General features: G+C 60.6%; 19 protein-coding genes. 5 read left to right on the top strand and 14 right to left on the bottom strand.

All coding sequences use genetic code 11. From position 1 onward, the window contains the following. Window positions 1-128 precede the first annotated feature (128 nt). From PH547_RS08885 to PH547_RS08830, 12 genes are all read right to left on the bottom strand, one after another. The gene (locus tag PH547_RS08885; protein ID WP_104822455.1) at window positions 129-1,544 is read right to left on the bottom strand and encodes a sensor histidine kinase; all 1,416 of its coding nucleotides are present in this window, start codon (window positions 1,542-1,544) and stop codon (window positions 129-131) included. Continuing rightward, window positions 1,541-2,299: a response regulator transcription factor gene (locus PH547_RS08880; protein WP_104822454.1), complete on the bottom strand. Its 759-nt coding sequence runs from the start codon at window positions 2,297-2,299 to the stop codon at window positions 1,541-1,543. The genes PH547_RS08885 and PH547_RS08880 overlap by 4 nt, the downstream gene beginning before the upstream one ends. Window positions 2,300-2,438: 139 nt before the next feature. Further along, complete coding sequence (locus PH547_RS08875) at window positions 2,439-3,992, bottom strand: Do family serine endopeptidase (protein ID WP_104822453.1); 1,554 nt, start codon at window positions 3,990-3,992, stop codon at window positions 2,439-2,441. Between the two features lie 174 nt (window positions 3,993-4,166). Further along, window positions 4,167-4,613, bottom strand: a complete 447-nt coding sequence (locus tag PH547_RS08870) for a cytochrome c-type biogenesis protein (RefSeq protein ID WP_104822452.1) — start codon at window positions 4,611-4,613, stop codon at window positions 4,167-4,169. A gap of 53 nt (window positions 4,614-4,666) precedes the next feature. Next, window positions 4,667-6,655, bottom strand: a complete 1,989-nt coding sequence (locus tag PH547_RS08865; RefSeq protein WP_285168078.1) for a heme lyase CcmF/NrfE family subunit — start codon at window positions 6,653-6,655, stop codon at window positions 4,667-4,669. Next, window positions 6,652-7,101: a cytochrome c maturation protein CcmE gene (gene ccmE, locus PH547_RS08860; protein ID WP_104822450.1), complete on the bottom strand. Its 450-nt coding sequence runs from the start codon at window positions 7,099-7,101 to the stop codon at window positions 6,652-6,654. Before ccmE ends, PH547_RS08865 begins: the two co-directional genes overlap by 4 nt. After that, window positions 7,098-8,249: a c-type cytochrome biogenesis protein CcmI gene (gene ccmI, locus PH547_RS08855; protein ID WP_285168075.1), complete on the bottom strand. Its 1,152-nt coding sequence runs from the start codon at window positions 8,247-8,249 to the stop codon at window positions 7,098-7,100. The genes ccmE and ccmI overlap by 4 nt, the downstream gene beginning before the upstream one ends. A 95-nt stretch (window positions 8,250-8,344) precedes the next feature. Then, on the bottom strand, window positions 8,345-8,779 hold the full coding sequence (locus PH547_RS08850) for a hypothetical protein (RefSeq protein ID WP_285168073.1): 435 nt from the start codon (window positions 8,777-8,779) through the stop codon (window positions 8,345-8,347). A 91-nt stretch (window positions 8,780-8,870) separates the two neighbouring features. Next, a complete protein-coding gene (locus tag PH547_RS08845) occupies window positions 8,871-10,268 on the bottom strand; it encodes a sensor histidine kinase (RefSeq protein WP_104822447.1) in 1,398 nt (465 codons plus the stop codon). Next, window positions 10,258-10,929 carry a response regulator transcription factor gene (locus PH547_RS08840; RefSeq protein ID WP_104822446.1) on the bottom strand — a complete coding sequence of 224 codons (672 nt, stop codon included), beginning with the start codon at window positions 10,927-10,929 and terminating at the stop codon, window positions 10,258-10,260. The genes PH547_RS08845 and PH547_RS08840 overlap by 11 nt, the downstream gene beginning before the upstream one ends. 137 nt (window positions 10,930-11,066) lie before the next feature. Then, the gene (locus PH547_RS08835; RefSeq protein WP_104822445.1) at window positions 11,067-11,315 is read right to left on the bottom strand and encodes a hypothetical protein; all 249 of its coding nucleotides are present in this window, start codon (window positions 11,313-11,315) and stop codon (window positions 11,067-11,069) included. Between the two features lie 598 nt (window positions 11,316-11,913). Continuing rightward, window positions 11,914-12,222, bottom strand: coding sequence for a Dabb family protein (locus tag PH547_RS08830; protein WP_104822444.1), 309 nt, complete (start codon window positions 12,220-12,222; stop codon window positions 11,914-11,916). Window positions 12,223-12,381: 159 nt separating this feature from the next. Between PH547_RS08830 and PH547_RS08825 the strand changes: the two genes are divergently transcribed. Continuing rightward, window positions 12,382-12,711, top strand: a complete 330-nt coding sequence (locus tag PH547_RS08825) for an MmcQ/YjbR family DNA-binding protein (protein ID WP_285168069.1) — start codon at window positions 12,382-12,384, stop codon at window positions 12,709-12,711. Here PH547_RS08825 and PH547_RS08820 read toward each other — a convergent pair. Then, window positions 12,689-13,174 (bottom strand): YcgN family cysteine cluster protein, encoded by a 486-nt coding sequence (locus PH547_RS08820; RefSeq protein WP_104822443.1) that lies wholly within the window; start codon window positions 13,172-13,174, stop codon window positions 12,689-12,691. The genes PH547_RS08825 and PH547_RS08820 overlap by 23 nt on opposite strands. Before the next feature lie 164 nt (window positions 13,175-13,338). On the opposite strand from PH547_RS08820, the gene PH547_RS08815 reads away from it, so the two are divergent. The 3 genes from PH547_RS08815 to PH547_RS08805 all read left to right on the top strand — a co-directional run bounded on the left by PH547_RS08815 (window position 13,339) and on the right by PH547_RS08805 (window position 16,824). Continuing rightward, complete coding sequence (locus tag PH547_RS08815; RefSeq protein ID WP_285168067.1) at window positions 13,339-15,534, top strand: transglycosylase domain-containing protein; 2,196 nt, start codon at window positions 13,339-13,341, stop codon at window positions 15,532-15,534. Between the two features lie 161 nt (window positions 15,535-15,695). Beyond that, window positions 15,696-16,283 (top strand): DUF1214 domain-containing protein, encoded by a 588-nt coding sequence (locus PH547_RS08810; RefSeq protein WP_104822441.1) that lies wholly within the window; start codon window positions 15,696-15,698, stop codon window positions 16,281-16,283. Continuing rightward, on the top strand, window positions 16,276-16,824 hold the full coding sequence (locus PH547_RS08805) for a DUF1254 domain-containing protein (protein ID WP_260303426.1): 549 nt from the start codon (window positions 16,276-16,278) through the stop codon (window positions 16,822-16,824). Before PH547_RS08810 ends, PH547_RS08805 begins: the two co-directional genes overlap by 8 nt. 137 nt (window positions 16,825-16,961) lie before the next feature. On the opposite strand, the gene PH547_RS08800 is transcribed toward PH547_RS08805, so the two are convergent. Beyond that, a complete protein-coding gene (locus PH547_RS08800; RefSeq protein ID WP_166656783.1) occupies window positions 16,962-17,129 on the bottom strand; it encodes a hypothetical protein in 168 nt (55 codons plus the stop codon). 537 nt (window positions 17,130-17,666) lie between these two features. On the opposite strand from PH547_RS08800, the gene PH547_RS08795 reads away from it, so the two are divergent. Further along, the gene (locus PH547_RS08795; RefSeq protein ID WP_104822439.1) at window positions 17,667-17,873 is read left to right on the top strand and encodes a hypothetical protein; all 207 of its coding nucleotides are present in this window, start codon (window positions 17,667-17,669) and stop codon (window positions 17,871-17,873) included. Window positions 17,874-18,237: the final 364 nt, after the last annotated feature.

The raw sequence follows: 18,237 nt of genomic DNA, 5'->3' as shown, positions 1-18,237 counted from the left end.
TCCTACTGCGCCGCGCGTCCGAGCGGACGTGCTAGGCACGCAGTAACATCTTGAATCCTGCGTGATCTCCAGGATCGGAAGCCGATATGGAGACCCTGTATGAAGCAATCCGGTAGGGCAGGATTAATCTATTGTTCCTGCGTGGGGAAGATCATGGTTACCGTCAGACCGCGCGCGTTTGCACTGGCCGGGTCGGTATCGGAAAGTTCGAGCCGTCCACCATGCAGCTCCATCACCGCTTCCACCAGAGCAAGACCAAGGCCGGTGCCAGGCTTGGAGCGGCTCTCGTCCAGACGGAAGAAGCGTTTGACCACATCCGCCCGCTGATGGGCAGGAATGCCCGGACCATGATCCGCGACGGCGAGGTTTACGGCACCCGGCGTACGCGAGAGTTTCAACACGACCGTCTGTTTGCCCGGACAGCCCGAGGCATATTTGACGGCGTTGTCGATCAGATTGAAAATCGCCTGGCCGATCAGCTCGCGATTGCCCTGCACCTCGACATCGGGCTCGATCTCGGTCGTCAGCGCCAGACCCGCTTCTTCGGCTACCGGCTCATAAAGCTCGGCCGTGTCCGCAACGATGGAGGAAAGGTCGATGCCGGTCATCTCGGCGGCCACGGAACCGGCCTCGACGCGAGAGATCATCAGCAGCGCATTGAAGGTGCGGATCAATTGGTCGGACTCGCCGATAATGCCCTCAAGCGCGACACGGCGCCCTTCGCTGTCGGCATTGTCGAGCGCGCCCGCGGCCTTGTTGCGCAGCCGTGTCAGCGGCGTCTTCAAATCATGGGCGATGTTGTCGGAGACCTGCCGCAAGCCTTCGTTCAGTTTCTCGATGCGCTCCAGCATGGCGTTCAGCGATGCCGACATGCGGTCGAATTCATCGCCGGAGCCGCCGACCGGCAGCCGCTGTGAGAGATCGCCGGCCATGATCTTGCGGCTGGCATCGGTCATGCGGTCGATGCGCTTCAGCGCGTTGCGGCCGATACCGAACCAGATGACCAGCGCGCCGAGGCCCATGATCGCCAGCGCCAGCATCAAGGCTTGCCGCACCAGCACCCGGAACCGCTCCGGTTCACCAAGGTCGCGACCGATCAGAATGCGCAGGCCGTTGTCGAGAAGGAAGATATTGGCGATCGCCAGGTGCCGTCGTTCAGGGTCGGTGCCGGTGTCGGTATAGCGCTCATAGATGAAGGGCAATTCCGTCCAGCCGGCTTCGCCGAGGACGCCTGGCTGCACCGAGGCGACATTGCCGGCCAGGATATCGCCGGAGGGGCTGGCGATGACATAGAGATTGGCGCCCGGCTGGCGCGCGCGACGCTCCATCGTGCGCAGCAACAGGTTCAGCCCGCCGACATCGTAGGCGCGCTTGACCTGATTGACCTCCTGCTGCACGGCATCGCGGATTTGCCCGGTCAGCAACCGCTCCGACATGGCCGTTACGTAGAAGACGAGCGTGGCGGCGCAGAGCGCAAAAAGAAGGATGTAAAGGGCGGACAGGCGGACTGCGGTAGACTTGAAGAGAACGCGAAAGCGGCTCATCCCTCGTCCTTGATCATGTAGCCGGCGCCGCGGATCGTCTTCAGCAGCGGCTGGCTGAAGTCCTTTTCGATCTTCGAACGCAGGCGCGAGACGTGTACGTCGATCACGTTCGTCTGGGGATCGAAATGGTAATCCCAGACGTTTTCGAGAAGCATGGTGCGCGTCACCACCTGGCCGGCATTTTTCATCAGATATTCAAGCAGGCGGAATTCGCGCGGCTGGAGAAGGATCTCCTTGCCGCCGCGGCGAACTTCATGCGACAGCCGGTCGAGCTCCAGATCGCCGACACGGTAAAGAACATCCTGTTCCGGCGTGCCCTTGCGGCGGCCGAGTACTTCGACGCGGGCGAGCAATTCGCTGAAGGCGTATGGCTTCGGCAGGTAGTCGTCGCCGCCGGCACGAAGGCCGGTTACGCGGTCGTCGACCTGGCCGAGAGCGGAGAGAATGAGAACAGGTGTATGCACGCCTTTGCGACGCAGCTCGCTGATGACGGAAAGACCGTCGCGGCGGGGCAGCATGCGATCGATGATGGCGACATCGTAAGCGTTCTCCGTGCCCATGAACAGGCCGCTCTCACCGTCGCTCGCATGGTCGGCGACAATGCCGGCCTCGCGAAACGCCTTGGTGAGATAGGCGGCAGCCTCGAGATCGTCTTCGATAATCAAAATCTTCATGTGGGCAACATTACCCGCCGGCGATGCCTCAGCACAACCGGAATCGGAAAAGTTCACAGTATGTTGGCCAGCGGTTGTCATCTTCTACCTGCCCTGAAAGCCGTTCGTCGATAAGCCATGGTCCTGCACGATCGCGCATGTTGGAAACCATGCCCTGGAAACAAAGGAGCCGCGCAAGCCGTGGCCTGCGCGGCTCCCAATGCATTCAATTGGCCGAAAATCAGCCCGCAGTGATCGGCAGAGCGACGAAGCGGCTGCCGTCGTTGGACTGGATCTGGAACAGCGCGCGGGTGCGGCCGTCCTTCTTCGCCTGATCGATGACCTTGGCAATGTCTCCGGCATTGGAGACCTGCTGGTTGTTGACCGAGGTGATCTTCTCGCCTTCCTTCACGCCCTTGTCGGCGGCGTCGGAGTCCGGATCGACGCCGGTGATCGCGACACCCTTACCGTCATCGGACGGACCGACGGTGAGGCCGAGATCGGCAAGCGCCTTTTCCGAGGACGGCTGCTGCGGCTGGGGCTGCTGCGAATTGTCGTCGTTCGAAGCCTGGTTCTGGTCGGCCGGCAGCGTGCCGAGTTCGACGGTGACCGACTGAGCCTTGCCGTTACGCCATAGCGAAACATCGACCTTGGAGCCCGGCTGCATCGCGCCGATACGGCGGGCGAGATCGCGCGGGTCCTTGACCGGGTCGCCGTTAACGGCCGTCACGACGTCGCCGTTCTTGATGCCTGCCTTCTGGCCCGGAGAGCCATCCTGCGGGGATACGACGAGCGCGCCGTTCGGCTCGGACAGGCCGAGGGATTCGGCGATATCCTTGGTTACCGGCTGGATCTGCACGCCAAGCCAGCCACGCGATACGGTACCGCTCTTGATCAAATCGGTGACAACGTTCTTTGCGGTATCGGCGGGGATTGCGAAGGCGATGCCGACACTGCCGCCCGACGGCGAGAAGATGGCGGTGTTGATACCGACGACCTGGCCGTTGAGGTTGAAGGTCGGGCCGCCCGAGTTGCCGCGGTTTACGGCTGCGTCGACCTGGATGAAGTCATCATAGGGACCGGAGCCGATATCGCGGCCGCGGGCCGAGACGATGCCGGCTGTGACCGTGCCGCCAAGACCGAAGGGGTTGCCGACGGCAACGACCCAATCGCCGACGCGAACCTTGTTGTCATCGGCCCAGTTGACATAGGTAAACTTCTTGCCCTTGCCATCGACCTTCAGCACCGCGAGGTCGGTGCGCGGGTCCTTGCCGATCAGCTTGGCGTCGAGTTCGGTGCCGTCATTGAGGACGACGACGAAAGCCGCGCCATCGGAAACAACGTGGTTGTTGGTGACGAGATATCCGTCTTCGGAAATGAAGAAGCCGGAGCCCTGGGCAACCGGGCGCAGGCGGCCCTTATTGTCCGGCTGGCCTTTCTGCTGGCCCTGTTGCTGGTTATGCCCCTGCTGCTGTTCGAACTGCTTGAAGAACTTCTTCAGCGGATGATCATCCGGCAGTTCGTCGAAGCCACGGCCGAGGCCGAAGGAATCGTCTTCATCAGCGACCGGATTGACGCGGGATTCGACGCGAACGGACACGACTGCCGGAGATACGGCGTCGACGACATTGGCGAAGCTCGGGACCTGCGGGGCCTGGACATTGACGGCATCGGCATAGGAGCGGCTGATTTCAGCGGGAACGCCAGTGGCGAGAGCAGCGACAGCGAGGCCGGCGACGACGGAAGCTTTCATAGCCGTGCTACGGGACAAAGCGTCCTTGATATTCCTGAACATATGCGAGTTACCTTTTCTTCTCTCGTCCGATTTCTCTTTGCCGATGGAACCGGCGGTGATGGGTCATGGGCAAGATATAGGCCTTCCGACCTTACAGCGAACTGTCCGACCAATGAAAAATTCGTAATGTAGCGAAATGTTTTCGATGCGGTAAAGACAACTTGTCGTGCAATGTCACTTGCCGAGAATGTCGTTCAGACGCGCTTCTTCTTCTGCCGTTAGCTGGGTGCCCGTCGGCTTACCTACGCGGCGCCAGGCATAGATGACAAGAGCGAGGCCACCGAGAACGAACAGAGCGGCCGGCGCACCCCAGAGCAACAACGTCTTTTCGCTGAGGCGCGGCTTCAGCAGCACGAACTCACCATAGCGGGAAACGACATAGTCCAGCACCTGCTTGTCGCTATCGCCGGCGACGAGGCGCTTGCGCACCAGGAGGCGCAGGTCACGGGCAAGATCGGCATTGGAATCGTCGATCGACTGGTTCTGGCAGACCATGCAGCGCAATTCGGCCGAAATCGTCCGCGCCCGGGCCTCAAGGGCCGGATCGGGAAGAACTTCGTCGGGATTGACTGCGAAGGCGGCGGTGGGAGCAAGAAGTAGAACAATAAGGAGCAGACGCATAAGCGCTTTTACCTTCTCCCCCACGGGGAGAAGCGGAATTAGCCGCACGCGCCTCATTCCGCCGGCTCCATCGCCGGACGGACCGGCTTTGCCTTGCGGCTCGGCGCGCCGACGCGCAGGCGGCGGTCGCTTAGGGAAACGAAGCCGCCGAGCGCCATGACGATGGCGCCGCCCCAGATGCAGATGATGAAGGGCTTCCACCAGATGCGCACGACCATGCCACCATCATTGGTCGGATCACCGAGCGAGACATAAAGCTGGCTGAGGCCAAGCGTCAGAATGCCGGCCTCGGTCGTGGCGGTGCGGCCGGCGGTGAAAAGTCGTTTGGAGGACGAGATGTTGGCGACGGCGACGCCGCCGCGGCTGACCGTAAACCGGGCGCGATCCTCGGTGTAGTTCGGGCCGACGCCGGGCTGGATGCCTTCGAAGTGCAGCGTATAGCCGCCAAGCTCGGCCGCGCCGCCCGGCTTCATCTCGGTGATGTTTTCGGACTGGAATGTCGTCACCGCGACGATGCCAAGCACGGTGATGCCGAGCCCGGCATGAGCGAGCGCCGTTCCGAAAGCCGAACGCGGCAAACCGACCAAACGCCGCCACGCGATATTCCCCGCCATCTTGCCGATACCGGCGCGGTACCAGAGATCAGCCACTGCGCCGAAAACCAGAAAAAAACCGGCGGCCAGGCCGAAAACGGCAAGCACCGGTCCGCCATGGCGGACGTAGAACAGGGCGAGACCCGCGATCAGGGCAAGGCCTGCGGCGACATAGAGCCGCTGCAGCACGCCGAGCAGATCACCGCGTTTCCAGGCAAGCAGCGGCCCGAAAGGAACCGCGATCAGGATCGGCGTCATCAGCAGGCCGAAGGTCATGTTGAAGAAGGGCGGGCCGACTGAAATCTTGTCGCCTGTGAGCGTTTCCAGCGCCAGCGGATAAAGCGTACCCGTCAGCACCGTGCCGCAGGCAACCGTCAGAATGAGGTTGTTCAACACCAGCGACCCCTCGCGCGAGATCGGCGCGAACAGGCCGCCGGCGGCAAGCTTCGGGGCGCGCAGGGCGAAAAGCGACAACGCCCCGCCGATGAAGATCAAAAGGATGCACAGAATGAAGATGCCGCGCGTCGGATCGCTGGCGAAGGAATGCACCGAGGTCAGCACGCCGGAGCGCACCAGGAAGGTGCCGAGCAGCGACAGCGAGAATGTCAGGATCGCCAGGAGTATCGTCCAGATCTTCAGCGCATCGCGCTTCTCCATGACGAGCGCGGAATGCAGGAGCGCGGTGCCGGCGAGCCAGGGCATGAAGGAGGCGTTCTCCACCGGGTCCCAGAACCACCAGCCGCCCCAGCCAAGCTCGTAATAGGCCCAATAGGAGCCCATGGCGATGCCGAGCGTCAGAAAGGTCCAGGCAGCCAGCGTCCAGGGGCGAACCCAGCGCGCCCATGCGGCGTCGATGCGGCCTTCGAGCAGAGCGGCGACGGCGAAGGAGAAACAGACGGAGAAGCCGACATAGCCAAGATAAAGCAGCGGCGGATGAACGGCCAGGCCGATATCCTGCAGCACCGGATTGAGGTCCTTGCCCTCGGCCGGGGCCGGATTGAGACGGAGAAACGGGTTGGAGGTCAAAAGGATGAAGATCAAAAAGGCGGCCGAGATCCAGGACTGCACGGCAAGCACATTGGCGCGCAGCGTGTCCGGCAGGTTGCGCCCGAACAGCGCCACCAGGGCGCTGAACAGTGCCAGGATCAGCAACCAGAGCATCATCGATCCTTCGTGATTGCCCCAGACGCCGGAGATCTTGAAGATCAGCGGCATCAGCGAATGGGAATTTTCCCAGACGTTCAGTACCGAAAAATCGGAGGCGACATAGGCATAAGTCAAAACGCCGAAGGAAAAGGCGACCAGTGCGAACAAGACGACGGCGCCGACCGGCGCAATGTCCATCATCGACAAGTCGCCTCGCCGTGCGCCGATGACCGGGATGATCGAGAGGATGATCGCGGTCGCAAGCGCCAACACCAGCGCATAGTGTCCGAGCTCAATGATCATTGGCTGGCTTCCTCGCCCTTCCAGACGCCGTCCGCCTTCAGCTTGTCGGCGACTTCTTTCGGCATATAGCGCTCATCATGCTTGGCAAGCACGCTGTCGGCAACGAAGATGTCGCTGCCCGGCTCGAACCTGCCTTCCGTGACCACACCCTGCCCTTCGCGGAAGAGATCCGGCAGGATACCATTATATTTGACCTTGATCGCATCCGTACCGTCAGTGACGGAAAACTGAACCTGCGTTCCGTCGCCGCGCACCACGCTGCCCTGGCCGACGAGACCGCCGAGGCGGATCAGCGTACCGGCGTTGACCGGATTCTTGGCGAGGTCGGCCGGCATATAGAAATAGGCGACCGACTGGCTGAAGGCGAAGAGAACGAGCAGCACTGCGGCGGCGATGAAGCCCATGCCGCCGGCAATGACAGCCAGACGTTTCTGCTTGCGGGTCATTGCTGCGTCACCTCCGTCGGCAGTCCGAGCTCCTTCGCCAATGCCAGAAGCTGCTTGCCTTCGCCGCCGTCGGCCGGGAAAGTCTTCAGGCTCCGCTTCAGCGCATCCACCGCGCGGTCCTTGTCCTTCAGCACGGCATAGGAGCGGATCAGCCGCATCCAGCCTTCGAAATTCCTGGGATCATCCTTGAGCTTGGCGTCGAGGCTCTCGACCATGCCGCGGATCATCTGCTGACGGTCGCCGCTGTTCATCGCATCTGCGGCGGCAACCTGCTCGCTGGTCGGATTTCCGGGCGCATTGGCATTTGCCGAATCTGCCGTGGCGGTATCGGCCGCGCCGCCATTCTTGACGATATGGTCGTCGACGGCAGCCATCCAGGGCGCGCCGGGCGGCGATTGTTTCGCCAGCGCCTCGAAGGCCGTCTTTGCTTGCTCCGCCTTGCCATCCTGCTCCAGCGCCAAAGCGAGATAGAAGAGCGCTCGGGGATTGTCGGCATCAAGCGCAAGGGATTGCTGCAACGAGCTGCGCGCCTCCGCCGTCACGATGCCATCGGCCTTCATGATCAGAACTTCGCCCAGATTGCCAAGCCGCTCGGCATTGGGACCGAGCAGACGGATGACATTGCGATAGGCGAGTTCCGCGTCGCCGATGCGGCCGGTCTTGAGGTAGATCGGCGCCAGCACTTCCCAACCCTTGCCGTCATCCGGCTGCTGCGCCAGATGCTGCTCGACCTTGACGATCGAGATGGCGAGATCGTTGCCGGGATGTTCGAGGCGCGCTTGCAGCGGCTGCGACGGCAGGCCGGGATTGCCCTTCACAAGATAGAGACAGAGGCAGACGACCGGCAGCAGGATGATGATGAATGCCTGGGAAAGGTAATGGCCGCGGGCTGGCACCTTCGCGGCACTCGGTCCGGCGCCTGAAACGGCAAGTAGACGGCGGCCGATTTCAGCGCGGGCATAGCCGGCCTCTTCCTGCGAAATCAGGCCGCCCGCAAGATCGCGGTCCAGCTCGCGAAGTTGATCGCGATAAACGGCAGCCTCGCCGGCACGACCGTCATCAGCCACCTTTGCTCCACGCAAAAGGGGGGAGAGCAGGATGGCACCGACAACAGCCGTCAGAACGGCCACGAGAATCCAGAACAGCATAGACGCCCAATACTTTAACAGGCCGCTTATTCCAACCGTCAAAGCCGCATTGACGAAGATTTGAGGCGTTTAGCCGCGATTTTCAGGCGGGGGATCTAATTCAGCGGCGTCCACGTACCGTCGTCGTTGCGGCAGGCAGCTCCCCTCGCCTGGGTCGGCTTGTCGTCGACCGTGATCGTATGGGTGTATTGGCGGCAATTTTGCGAGCCGACCTGATAGGGAGCGGCGGCCACGACCTCGCCACGGACGTTCTTGCCCGTCCAGGCGACAGGCTGACCGAGCGGCGCGGTTTCCAGCGCCCGATATTCCGCTTCCAGCGCCCGTTGCTTGTCATTGTCGCTGAGCTTGATGCCCGTGCGGCCGACGATGCCGCCCTCCAAGGCCGAGATATAGCGCGCCGAGGAGGCTGGTTTAGCGGAGGAAGATAGAAAGCCCGTCACGCCGCCTTTGCCGCTCGTGGTCGAGCAGCCGGAAAGGGCGACAAGGGCAAGAAGGGACGGGGCAATCAGAAAAAAAGTGCGAAGCTTCATACAACCGAACCAGTATCAACGAGCAAAACTAGAGGTACTGCGATGCGGCATCACTATGGCGCACCGCGTCTTTCTGGCATCATGCCGCGCGTCACGCAACATCCTTTGTTACCCCCGGTAGAATTAGGCTGGCGCGAAGTCCGCCCCAGGAACCACGGGACAGCTCGAACCGCCCCTGATATTCGTTGGTGATCTCGCTGACGATCGACAGGCCGAGACCGGTGCCGGGCTTGCTTTCATCCAGCCGGCGGCCACGCTTCATCGCCTCGCGGATCTGATCCGGCTCCAGGCCCGGCCCATCGTCCTCGACCACCAGCTCTACCCAGTGCCGTCGCGCCGGATCGATGCCCTTTACCTCGGCTGGCGCTTCGTTGGCGGCGACGCGCACCTTGCGTTCGGCAAAACGCGCGGCATTTTCCAGGAGATTGCCGACCGTCTCCTCCAGATCCTGCTGCTCCATGGCAAGCGACAGGTGCGGCGAAACGGAAAGCTCGAATTCCTTATCGGCATTGAGCCGCCGCATGACGCGCACCAGCCGCTCCAGCGCCGGCTCCGCGTCGGTGCGGGCCAGCACGGATTCGCGCTGGGCGGCGATGCGGGCACGGTTGAGGTAGGATTGCACCTGCCCCTGCATGACCTCGGCCTGGTTCTTGACGAGATCGCCGTGCGAGCGTTCCAGCACGCGGGACTCGTTCAACAAAACCGCGATCGGCGTCTTCAGCGAATGGGCGAGGTTGCCGACCTGCATGCGCGCTCGCTCCACAATGCGGCGGTTGCTGTCGATGAGGGCATTGACCTCGTTGGCGAGCGGCAGGATCTCACGCGGGAAATCCCCATGCAATCGCTCGCTCTCGCCGGCGCGGATGCGCTCCAGCGCCCCGCGCGCCTTATCGAGCGGCATCAGGCCATAGAGAATGGCGAGAGCGTTGACGACGAGACTGCCGACGCCGAAGCCGACGAGTGCGAAATAGAGGCTATGGGAAAAATTGCGGACATCGTCCTCCACCACCGCGACATTGCCGGTGACGCGAAAGCGCGCGGCGCGTCCGTCGGTATCGAGCACGACTTCGGTCTCGGCAACCTGTACCTGGTTTCCAAAGGCGTCGGTGACGATGTAGTAGCGCTCATAATTCTTATCGAAAGGCGCTTCCAGAACCGAGAGAACGGGCAAGCTCGACGCGCCGAGGGAGGGCGAAACCAATGGCGTCGCCGTATAGGTGCCGAGCGGTTCGACCATCCAGTACCAGCCTGTCTTCGGCTGAGCGAAACGCAGGTCGCCGAGCTGCGGGCTGCCCGACAACGCCCCTTGGTCACCGATCGTCACGGAGTTGATGACGTTATAGAGCTGCGCTCTCAGCAGGTCCTGAAAACCGCGTTCGGCGCTCTTGCGATAGATATTGGAAATGACGAGGCCGATCACCACCAGCGCCACGGCGGACCAGAGTGTGGTCAACAGCAGAACGCGGGCGGTGAGTGACTTAATTCGCATTGGTCGGCGCTTGGATACGATAGCCGAGACCCCGCACTGTTTCGATCAGGTCGACACCCATCTTCTTGCGCAGACGGCCGACGAAAACTTCGATCGTATTGGAATCGCGGTCGAAATCCTGGTCGTACATATGCTCGACCAGCTCCGTGCGCGAGACGACTTCGCCCTTGTGATGCATGAGATAGGCAAGCAGCCTGTACTCGTGCGAGGTGAGCTTCAGCGGCTTACCGTCGACTGTGGCCTTCGAGCTCTTGGTGTCGAGCCGCACCGGGCCGCAGATGATTTCCGATGACGAATGGCCGGCGGCGCGGCGGATCAGCGCCCGGATTCGGGCCAGTACCTCTTCTACGTGAAAAGGCTTGGCGACATAATCGTCGGCGCCCGCATCGATGCCGGCGACCTTGTCGCTCCAGCGATCGCGGGCCGTCAGGATCAATACGGGCGTCCCCCGCCCCGCACCGCGCCACTTCTCCAGTACCGTGATCCCGTCCATTTCCGGCAGGCCGATATCGAGGATGATGGCGTCGTAGGGCTCGGTCTCACCCAGGAAATGCCCCTCCTCGCCGTCGAAGGCGGTATCGACCACATAGCCCGCCTCTTTCAAGGCTTCGGCAAGCTGCCGATTCAAGTTGATATCATCTTCGACTATAAGAATGCGCATCTTCCGACCCAATTTCCCTGGTTTGAGAAATAGTACTGCAAATGAGGCTCGCGTGGAATCACTCGGCCATTAAAGATTTTGCGTGAGATTCAAAGCGTTAGAGAGTCCTTTGCGCGGCGGCGTGAAAGTGTTTCCACCTACATCGGCACCTTCATGGTTACCTTGCGCGGCCGCTGGCCATTACCCTGGACGAGAACGGTGATGACACAGCTATCGCCTGACGGCTGTGCGGAAAGGAGCTGTCCCCCCGTCTTTGCAACCACCTCGGCGGCCGCCTCGCTGCAGTCGCTGTTCGCACGCGCCACCAGGGTCGGCGTCGGCGTCGGCAGAACAGCCGAGCCGGCCATGATGGCGGCCGCTGCTGCTATGCTCAGAAATGATGCCATGCTCCAGACTTCCCACGGGGACATTAACTTGAGCAAATATTTACCCAAACGCGTCTGAATGGCAAATGAATGGGGCGTAATTTTCCACGCGCAGAACGTGCGGTCGGACGTCCCATCCCATCTAAGATCTTGCGCTAATTCGACCCGACAGTGGCGATATCAACGATGGGAAGGCGGCGGCCCACCAAACGCTCCAAATCTCAACCGCAGCCCCCTATCGATGATGCACACGGCAAATTGCGCGTGCAGCATATCGGCATCGCAATTGCTCACGGCACCGGTTTCCGCCGTAAACTGCAAAAGTCAGTCATTTTTAATCTATCTTGATTATCATCAACGCATAAGCACGCCCGTGATCGGCGGTGCCGAGGTGGCCGATACGACCGGCCTTGAAGTGTTTTACCCACGTAAAACACTTGGGTTTCCTTGAGTCTTTTGAATCGCTTCGCGCCATGTTTTCGAGCATTGCTTCCAAGGCGTGAGAAGTTGAGTCCAAAGCTTCGCGCGATGCATGCGAATGCGGTGAACTTGATTCCGCGAGACTATCCAGGCTTTTGAAAAGATTGGCGAATAGCTGCCCCTTCAGCGAAGGACCATACTAAACCGGCTTCCGCACCGCCGTCGTGCTCTCATAGTCCGCCGCGATCCGCATTTCGCGCAGCGGGCGGACGCGTTCGATGGAAAGCTGATAGTTCGGATGCGCCTTGTAGGCTGCCAAAGCCGCTTCGTCGTCGAATTCGCCATAGACCACAAGATCGACATCGGTGCCGAGCTGATCGGTCTTCACATTGGTGCCGATCTCCAGCAAGCGCGCATGCGGTATAGCCGTCAGGATCGACAGGCCGGACCGTACGGCTTCGAGATTGGCGCGATCGGGAACGGTGAAGAAGACGATATGACGGATCACGCGGAGGCTCCCTATGCATTTGCGAAGGCACCGCGCGATATCATGCGTATCCGGTTATTTCAACGAGGAGCCGGCCTCATTGGGCGGCCGTTTCGTCGCACGAGGAGGAGAAAGGCGGATAGCTGCGGTGCACTCGGCTTCCATGCTAATCTTCCGCTCATGACCGACGACGACCTCATTTCCTTTGCGCATGGCCTACCGGAAACGGTGGAGAGCTCGCATTTTGGGAATCGGGATTTTCGCGTTCGCGGGAAAATTTATCTGACGCTTCCGCACCCTGAATTCTGTGTTGTCAAGCTGACGCCGGACCAGCAGCAGATGGTGCTGGCAACCGTCTCGGAACATATCCTCGCCGTGCCGGGCGCCTGGGGGCTCAAGGGCTGGACGCGACTTTTCCATCATGTCCTAGACGACGACACGATACACGCGCTCGTGCGGCAGGCATGGCGCAATGTGGCGCCGAAATCTATGGCCTTGCCGGAGGACTAGCCTCCATGTCGTCTTCCACCGTCAACGGCCAATCGACGATGTAGTCTTCGAAATCGTCGAGATCGACATCGCTTTCGCTGACCGTGCGACCGCGGGCGGAGACGCCGGCTATGTGAACCGTTTCCGGATCGCCCGATATCAGCGGATGCCACCAGTAGAGGTCACGCCCCTCGTTGACGAGGCGATAGGCGCAGGTGGGCGGCAACCATTCCAGCTCCGGAACTTTTTCCGGCGTCAGTTGCACGCAATCGGGCACGAAATCCCAGCGGTTCGGGTAGCTGGTGCAGCGACAGCTTTCGCCGTCCATCAACTTGCAGCGGATCGAGGTGAAATAGACGTCGCCCGTATCCCACTCCTCGATCTTGTTGAGACAACAGAGGCCGCAGCCGTCACACAGGCTTTCCCATTCGGGTGTGCTCATCTCCGTCAGCGTCTTGCTCTTCCAAAAAGGTATGTCGTCCATCGTCGTCTTCCTCGCCGCTCGCGAGGGAAATGCGGGCTGCGGCATGCATGTCTCTTGTTCTTTTCCCTAAATCAACCAATTATTCAATTCACCGGTCTATGAGAGGTAGGCTTTGCGTGCCCCAAGGGAATACGCACTGAGGCATAGCGGTCGGGAAGTAGAGCGTGGAAGACCCATCCAACCCAGAAAACGGGCCTGAGACCAAGCCCGATGCACAGCCGGAGGGCCAAGCGGAGCAGCGGCCACGCCGGAAGCGGCATTTTTTCCTGCGCATCGATTCATGGATCGACTCTACCCTGTGGAATGCCGGATTCCGCCTCGCCGAACTCTGGGAAGATATTACCATTTTCTTCCGCCGTTTTCGCGCCCGCGGCTGGAAACGCATCCTGTTCGAACTGCTTGGCGAAGGGCTGACGCTCGGCACCGCCGGTTCCATCGTCATGCTGATGCTCGCCATGCCGGCCTTCGAAGCCACGCAAGGAGACTGGCGCAACCGCGGCAACTTCGCCGTCACCTTCCTCGATCGTTACGGCAGCGTCATCGGTCATCGCGGCATCATTCATGAGAATTCCGTGCCGGTGGACCAGTTGCCGGACTATTTCATCAAGGCGGTATTGGCGACGGAGGATCGTCGCTTCTTCGACCATTTCGGCATTGATGTCTTCGGCCTGTTCCGGGCGCTGACCGTCAATGCGCAGGCTGGCGGCGTCGTCCAAGGCGGCTCGACGCTGACGCAACAGCTTGCCAAGAATATCTTCCTCAGCAACGAGCGCTCGATCGACCGTAAGATCAAGGAAGCCTTCCTGGCGATCTGGCTGGAGGCCAATCTTTCCAAGAAGGAGATCCTGAGCCTCTATCTCGACCGCACCTATATGGGCGGCGGAACCTTCGGTGCCGCTGCGGCCGCGCAATTCTATTTCGGCAAGAGCATCAGTGACGTCAACCTGGCCGAAGCGGCGATGCTTGCGGGTCTCTTCAAGGCGCCAGCGAAATATGCGCCGCATGTAAACCTGCCGGCAGCACGCGCCCGAGCCAACGATGTCCTTACCAACCTTGTGCAAAGCGGTCTGATGACCGAGGGGCAAGTCATTGCCGCCAGGCGCAATCCCGCCTCGGTCGTCGATCGCGCCCAGATCGAATCACCGGATTTCTTCCTCGATTGGGCCTTCGACGAGGTGCAGCGACTGGCCGTCCACTTCCCCGAGCGTTCGCTGATCGTCCGCACGACGATCGACATGGGCCTGCAGAAGGCAGCGGAGGATTCCATCGAGTCCAGCCTGATGGAATATGGCGAACGCTATCACGCCTCGCAGGGTGCGAGCGTCATGATCGAAAACGGCGGGGCGGTACGTGCGATGGTGGGCGGCCGGGATTATGGCGAAAGCCAGTTCAACCGCGCCACCAAAGCCCTGCGTCAGCCAGGCTCGTCCTTTAAGATCTACACTTATTCCGTTGCCATGGAGAACGGCATGACGCCGACGTCGACCATCGTCGACGCGCCGATCAGTTGGGGCAATTGGAGCCCGCACAATTATGAAAACCGCTATGAAGGCAAGGTGACACTGACGCAGGCGATCGCGCAGTCCATCAACACCATTCCAGTTCGTCTCGCCAAGGAGAAATTCGGCATCCAGCCGATCCGCGACATGGCCAAGGCCTTGGGTGTGGAGACGCCGATCCGCAACGACAAGACCATTCCGATCGGCACGTCGGAAGTGACCGTACTCGACCAGGCGACGGCCTATTCGGTTTTCCCGGCGGACGGCATGCAGTCACGCCGGCACGGCATTGCGCAAATCATGGGCTATGACGGCAAGGTGCTCTACGATTTCGCGCGTGACGAGCCGCCGGCCAAACGCGTGCTTTCCGAAAAAGCCAATTCCTACATGAACCAGATGCTGACCCAGATCCCGATCATCGGCACCGGGCGCAAGGCAGCGCTCGACCACGGCATCCTCGTCGGCGGCAAGACGGGTACGACGCAGGCCTATCGCGATGCCTGGTTCATCGGCTTCACCGGCAACTACACCTGCGCCGTCTGGTTCGGCAACGACGACTACACCTCGACCAACAACATGACGGGCGGCACGCTGCCGGCCATGACCTTCAAGAAGATCATGGACTATGCCCACCAGGGCATCGTGCTGAAGCCAATCCCCGGCATCGACAATCCCTTCCCGGTGCAAAAGCCGCAGACCGTGGCTGCCAAGAAAGCCCAGGCGCCCGATGACAACGCCCTGCCCCCGCTCGTTCGGCCGCGCTCGCTGTCGGTGGATTCCACGAAAATCCTGCGCGATATCGGCGAGAAGCTGAAGGCGGCAGCGCCACTCGCCGCACAGAAAATGGCAGCGGCGGAGTAAAATCAGGCTGCCCGCGGCTTCATGCTTGCCAACCCCGAACCGACCTGTTGCCGCCGCTTCTTTTGGTGAGGCAAGATCGGCAAGCAGCTGCCCGCACTTCCCCCACCCCTTCGAATCAGGGATAAATCAGGCCTCTAGTTGGTCACGAGGACGATCTTAGAGTGTTCCGGGTTCCCCTTCTTGTTGCGCTTTCGCTGATAATCGCCTTTGGCGGGGGGATTCTATTCACGCTTTTTGCGCTGGATGCGACCTCCGGTTTCGGCGCAATCAAGCTCGGCACCTGGCAGGCATTTCCGGAAATGCACACGGTCGACGCCGATCCTTACGCGAAATCGCATCGCGCCCGTGCGGGACGATTGCTCTATGGCACGGCGGAGGGGCTGACGTTCACCGCCTCCGATGACGATACCGGCGCGCGGCTGACGGCGGGCTGCAGCTATCGCATCAGCGGCCAGACGCCGCCGGCGCGGCTATGGACGCTGTTCATCGCGGGCAATGACGGCGAGCCGCTTGGCGGATCTCCTGGCCGGCCGTCTGCGCTCAATTCCTGGATTATACTGCGCAATCCGGATTCGAGCTTCACCATTACCGTTTCGCCGGACGCACAGGCGGGCAATTGGCTGGCGCTGCCCGCTTCCGGCAACTTCCGCCTGGTGTGGACGCTGCTGGATTCGCCTGCGGCAGGCAATTCCGGCCTTATCGATCTGTCCATGCCGAAGCTCGAGAAAATCAGGTGCGGTCATGTTTAGGGTCGTCTTCGCCATTCTGACTGGCCTGCTTGGCGCCACGCTCCTGCATGTCATCATCATCCTCTCCCTGCCGCATTTTTCCGATCGCGACGCCTATACCCGTGTCGAGGATGAGGGCGATGAAAACCACTTCTATACGCTGGACGACAAGGATGACGATTCAGGGCTTTCCAATAGCGACCCCTACATTCGTACGGCCGTTTGTGCCTTCGACATCGGAACTCAGCCAATCCGGCTGACGGCCAAGGGAAAGGTGCCGTTCTGGTCGCTGTCCGTTTATGACGCCGCATCGAACGAGGTCTTCAGCATGAGCGACCGCACTTCGGTCGGCGGCGTGCTGGATTTGCTGCTTGCCTCGCCGATCCAGCTCACGGGGATCCGCAAGGCATTGCCGCCGTCGCTCGCACAATCGATCCTGGTCGAAGCGCCGCGCGCGCAGGGCTATGTCGTGCTGCGCACAATGGCGCCACAAGCAAGCTTTGACGCCGCCGCACGGAACTTCCTCTCGGAAGCCGGCTGCGACGTGTTTGATGGACGGTAAGATCTAATCGCGAAGCTGGATGCCGTTTCAGTTAAGAACCGGCGAGTGGATTGCATCCGTATCGTGGCTCACGGGCCACGATATCGAAGTCGCCCCGAAGGGGTCGTGCCGGCGCATCTCGCCGGCATAGTGCCGAACTACTTGCCCTTCGCCCGCTTTGGTCCCGTTCCGGGACGATGGGAGCTGACGTCGAGGCGCTCGTAGCGGACGCCGGTGAACAGAAGAATCTTCGCCTCCACCGGCTCCTTCTGAGCCCGCAGCGGCAACCGCGATCTTCGATCCAAAAGGGATATGATCTCTGCCATTCTCGTCTCCATTTACGGCCCGAGACGGATGAACTTGCGATTAATTTCATCCTGCCCGCTATTCCCAAGCGGGCTGGCGCTCCCCAAAATCTTCGCCGCCTCCTGCGGCTCTGACAACAGGGCATTCACGCCATTCTCACGGCATTCCCCAGACACCGTGACATGGACGCCCAACTGTGGCGGCCATGCGAATAATCATGCGACTAAACTCTGCAAATCGCCGTTATCACCCGAATTGAGACATACTGTAGTTAACAGAATGCTAATCATTGCCGCGGCTTGCTTTGGCACTCCCTCGGCTTTCGCGGCGCCGTGATCTTCTAACGCTGGGAGGGCGGATTTGGTTTCATATGCGATGTAAAAATCTCTAGAATCATTTGAGCAGTAAAATATTGTGAAATCATGCTCTTAGGTAAAAAATATCTTTTATTCGCGGTAGCCGGTCAGATGCGAGCGTTGCAGAAAAGTGTCATGCAAATATTATTTGCGGCAACGAAAATTTGACGTATTGTAAAGGGGGCAACCTGAGGGCGGGCAATGTCAGCGACGACCAATTCGTTCTTCTCCCCGGAGGACATTATCGTGCTGCGCGGCGCGTTGGATAAATGGTGCCTGGAGAAGCGGATAGATATCAAAAGCGCCGAGGCCCAGTTCGCGGCAACGGCGGCGCTCGGCCTGTTTCAATCCGGCTATAATACCTCCGAAAGACTACTGGCCGCCTTGCGGGAGCATAAGACGCTCTGAGCCCTTGATGCTGCGAGCTTCTCCCGGGCAACTTTCCCAAGCGGGCAGGTTAATCCCCGAAACCCTTATAAGTTGAACACGCTAGTCAGTGCGTCACGGCGAGATAGCTTTCGTAAAGGTTGAGCGCCCGCTGACGCAGCCGATCAGGCCAAAATTCGACTTCCATCCCCACGCAAGCTTAACGCGCAATTTTTATTTGGATTTTAATAAAGTTTTCACGAACCATTAACCCTGCGCCCCTTACTCTTCCGAAAAAGCCAGATCAGGACGACCGTGTCCACGCCCGTTTCGATAGCCATCGCCGATAGCGCCCGCAAAAACCAAAGCGCGATCCGGCTCGGCCAGAGAAAAACACAGCGGCGCG

The sequence above is a fragment of the Rhizobium cerradonense genome, assembly GCF_030182455.1.
Lineage (GTDB): Bacteria > Pseudomonadota > Alphaproteobacteria > Rhizobiales > Rhizobiaceae > Rhizobium.
The sequence above is the reverse complement of the archived record's forward strand: the minus strand, read 5'-3'. Positions and strand labels throughout refer to the sequence as shown.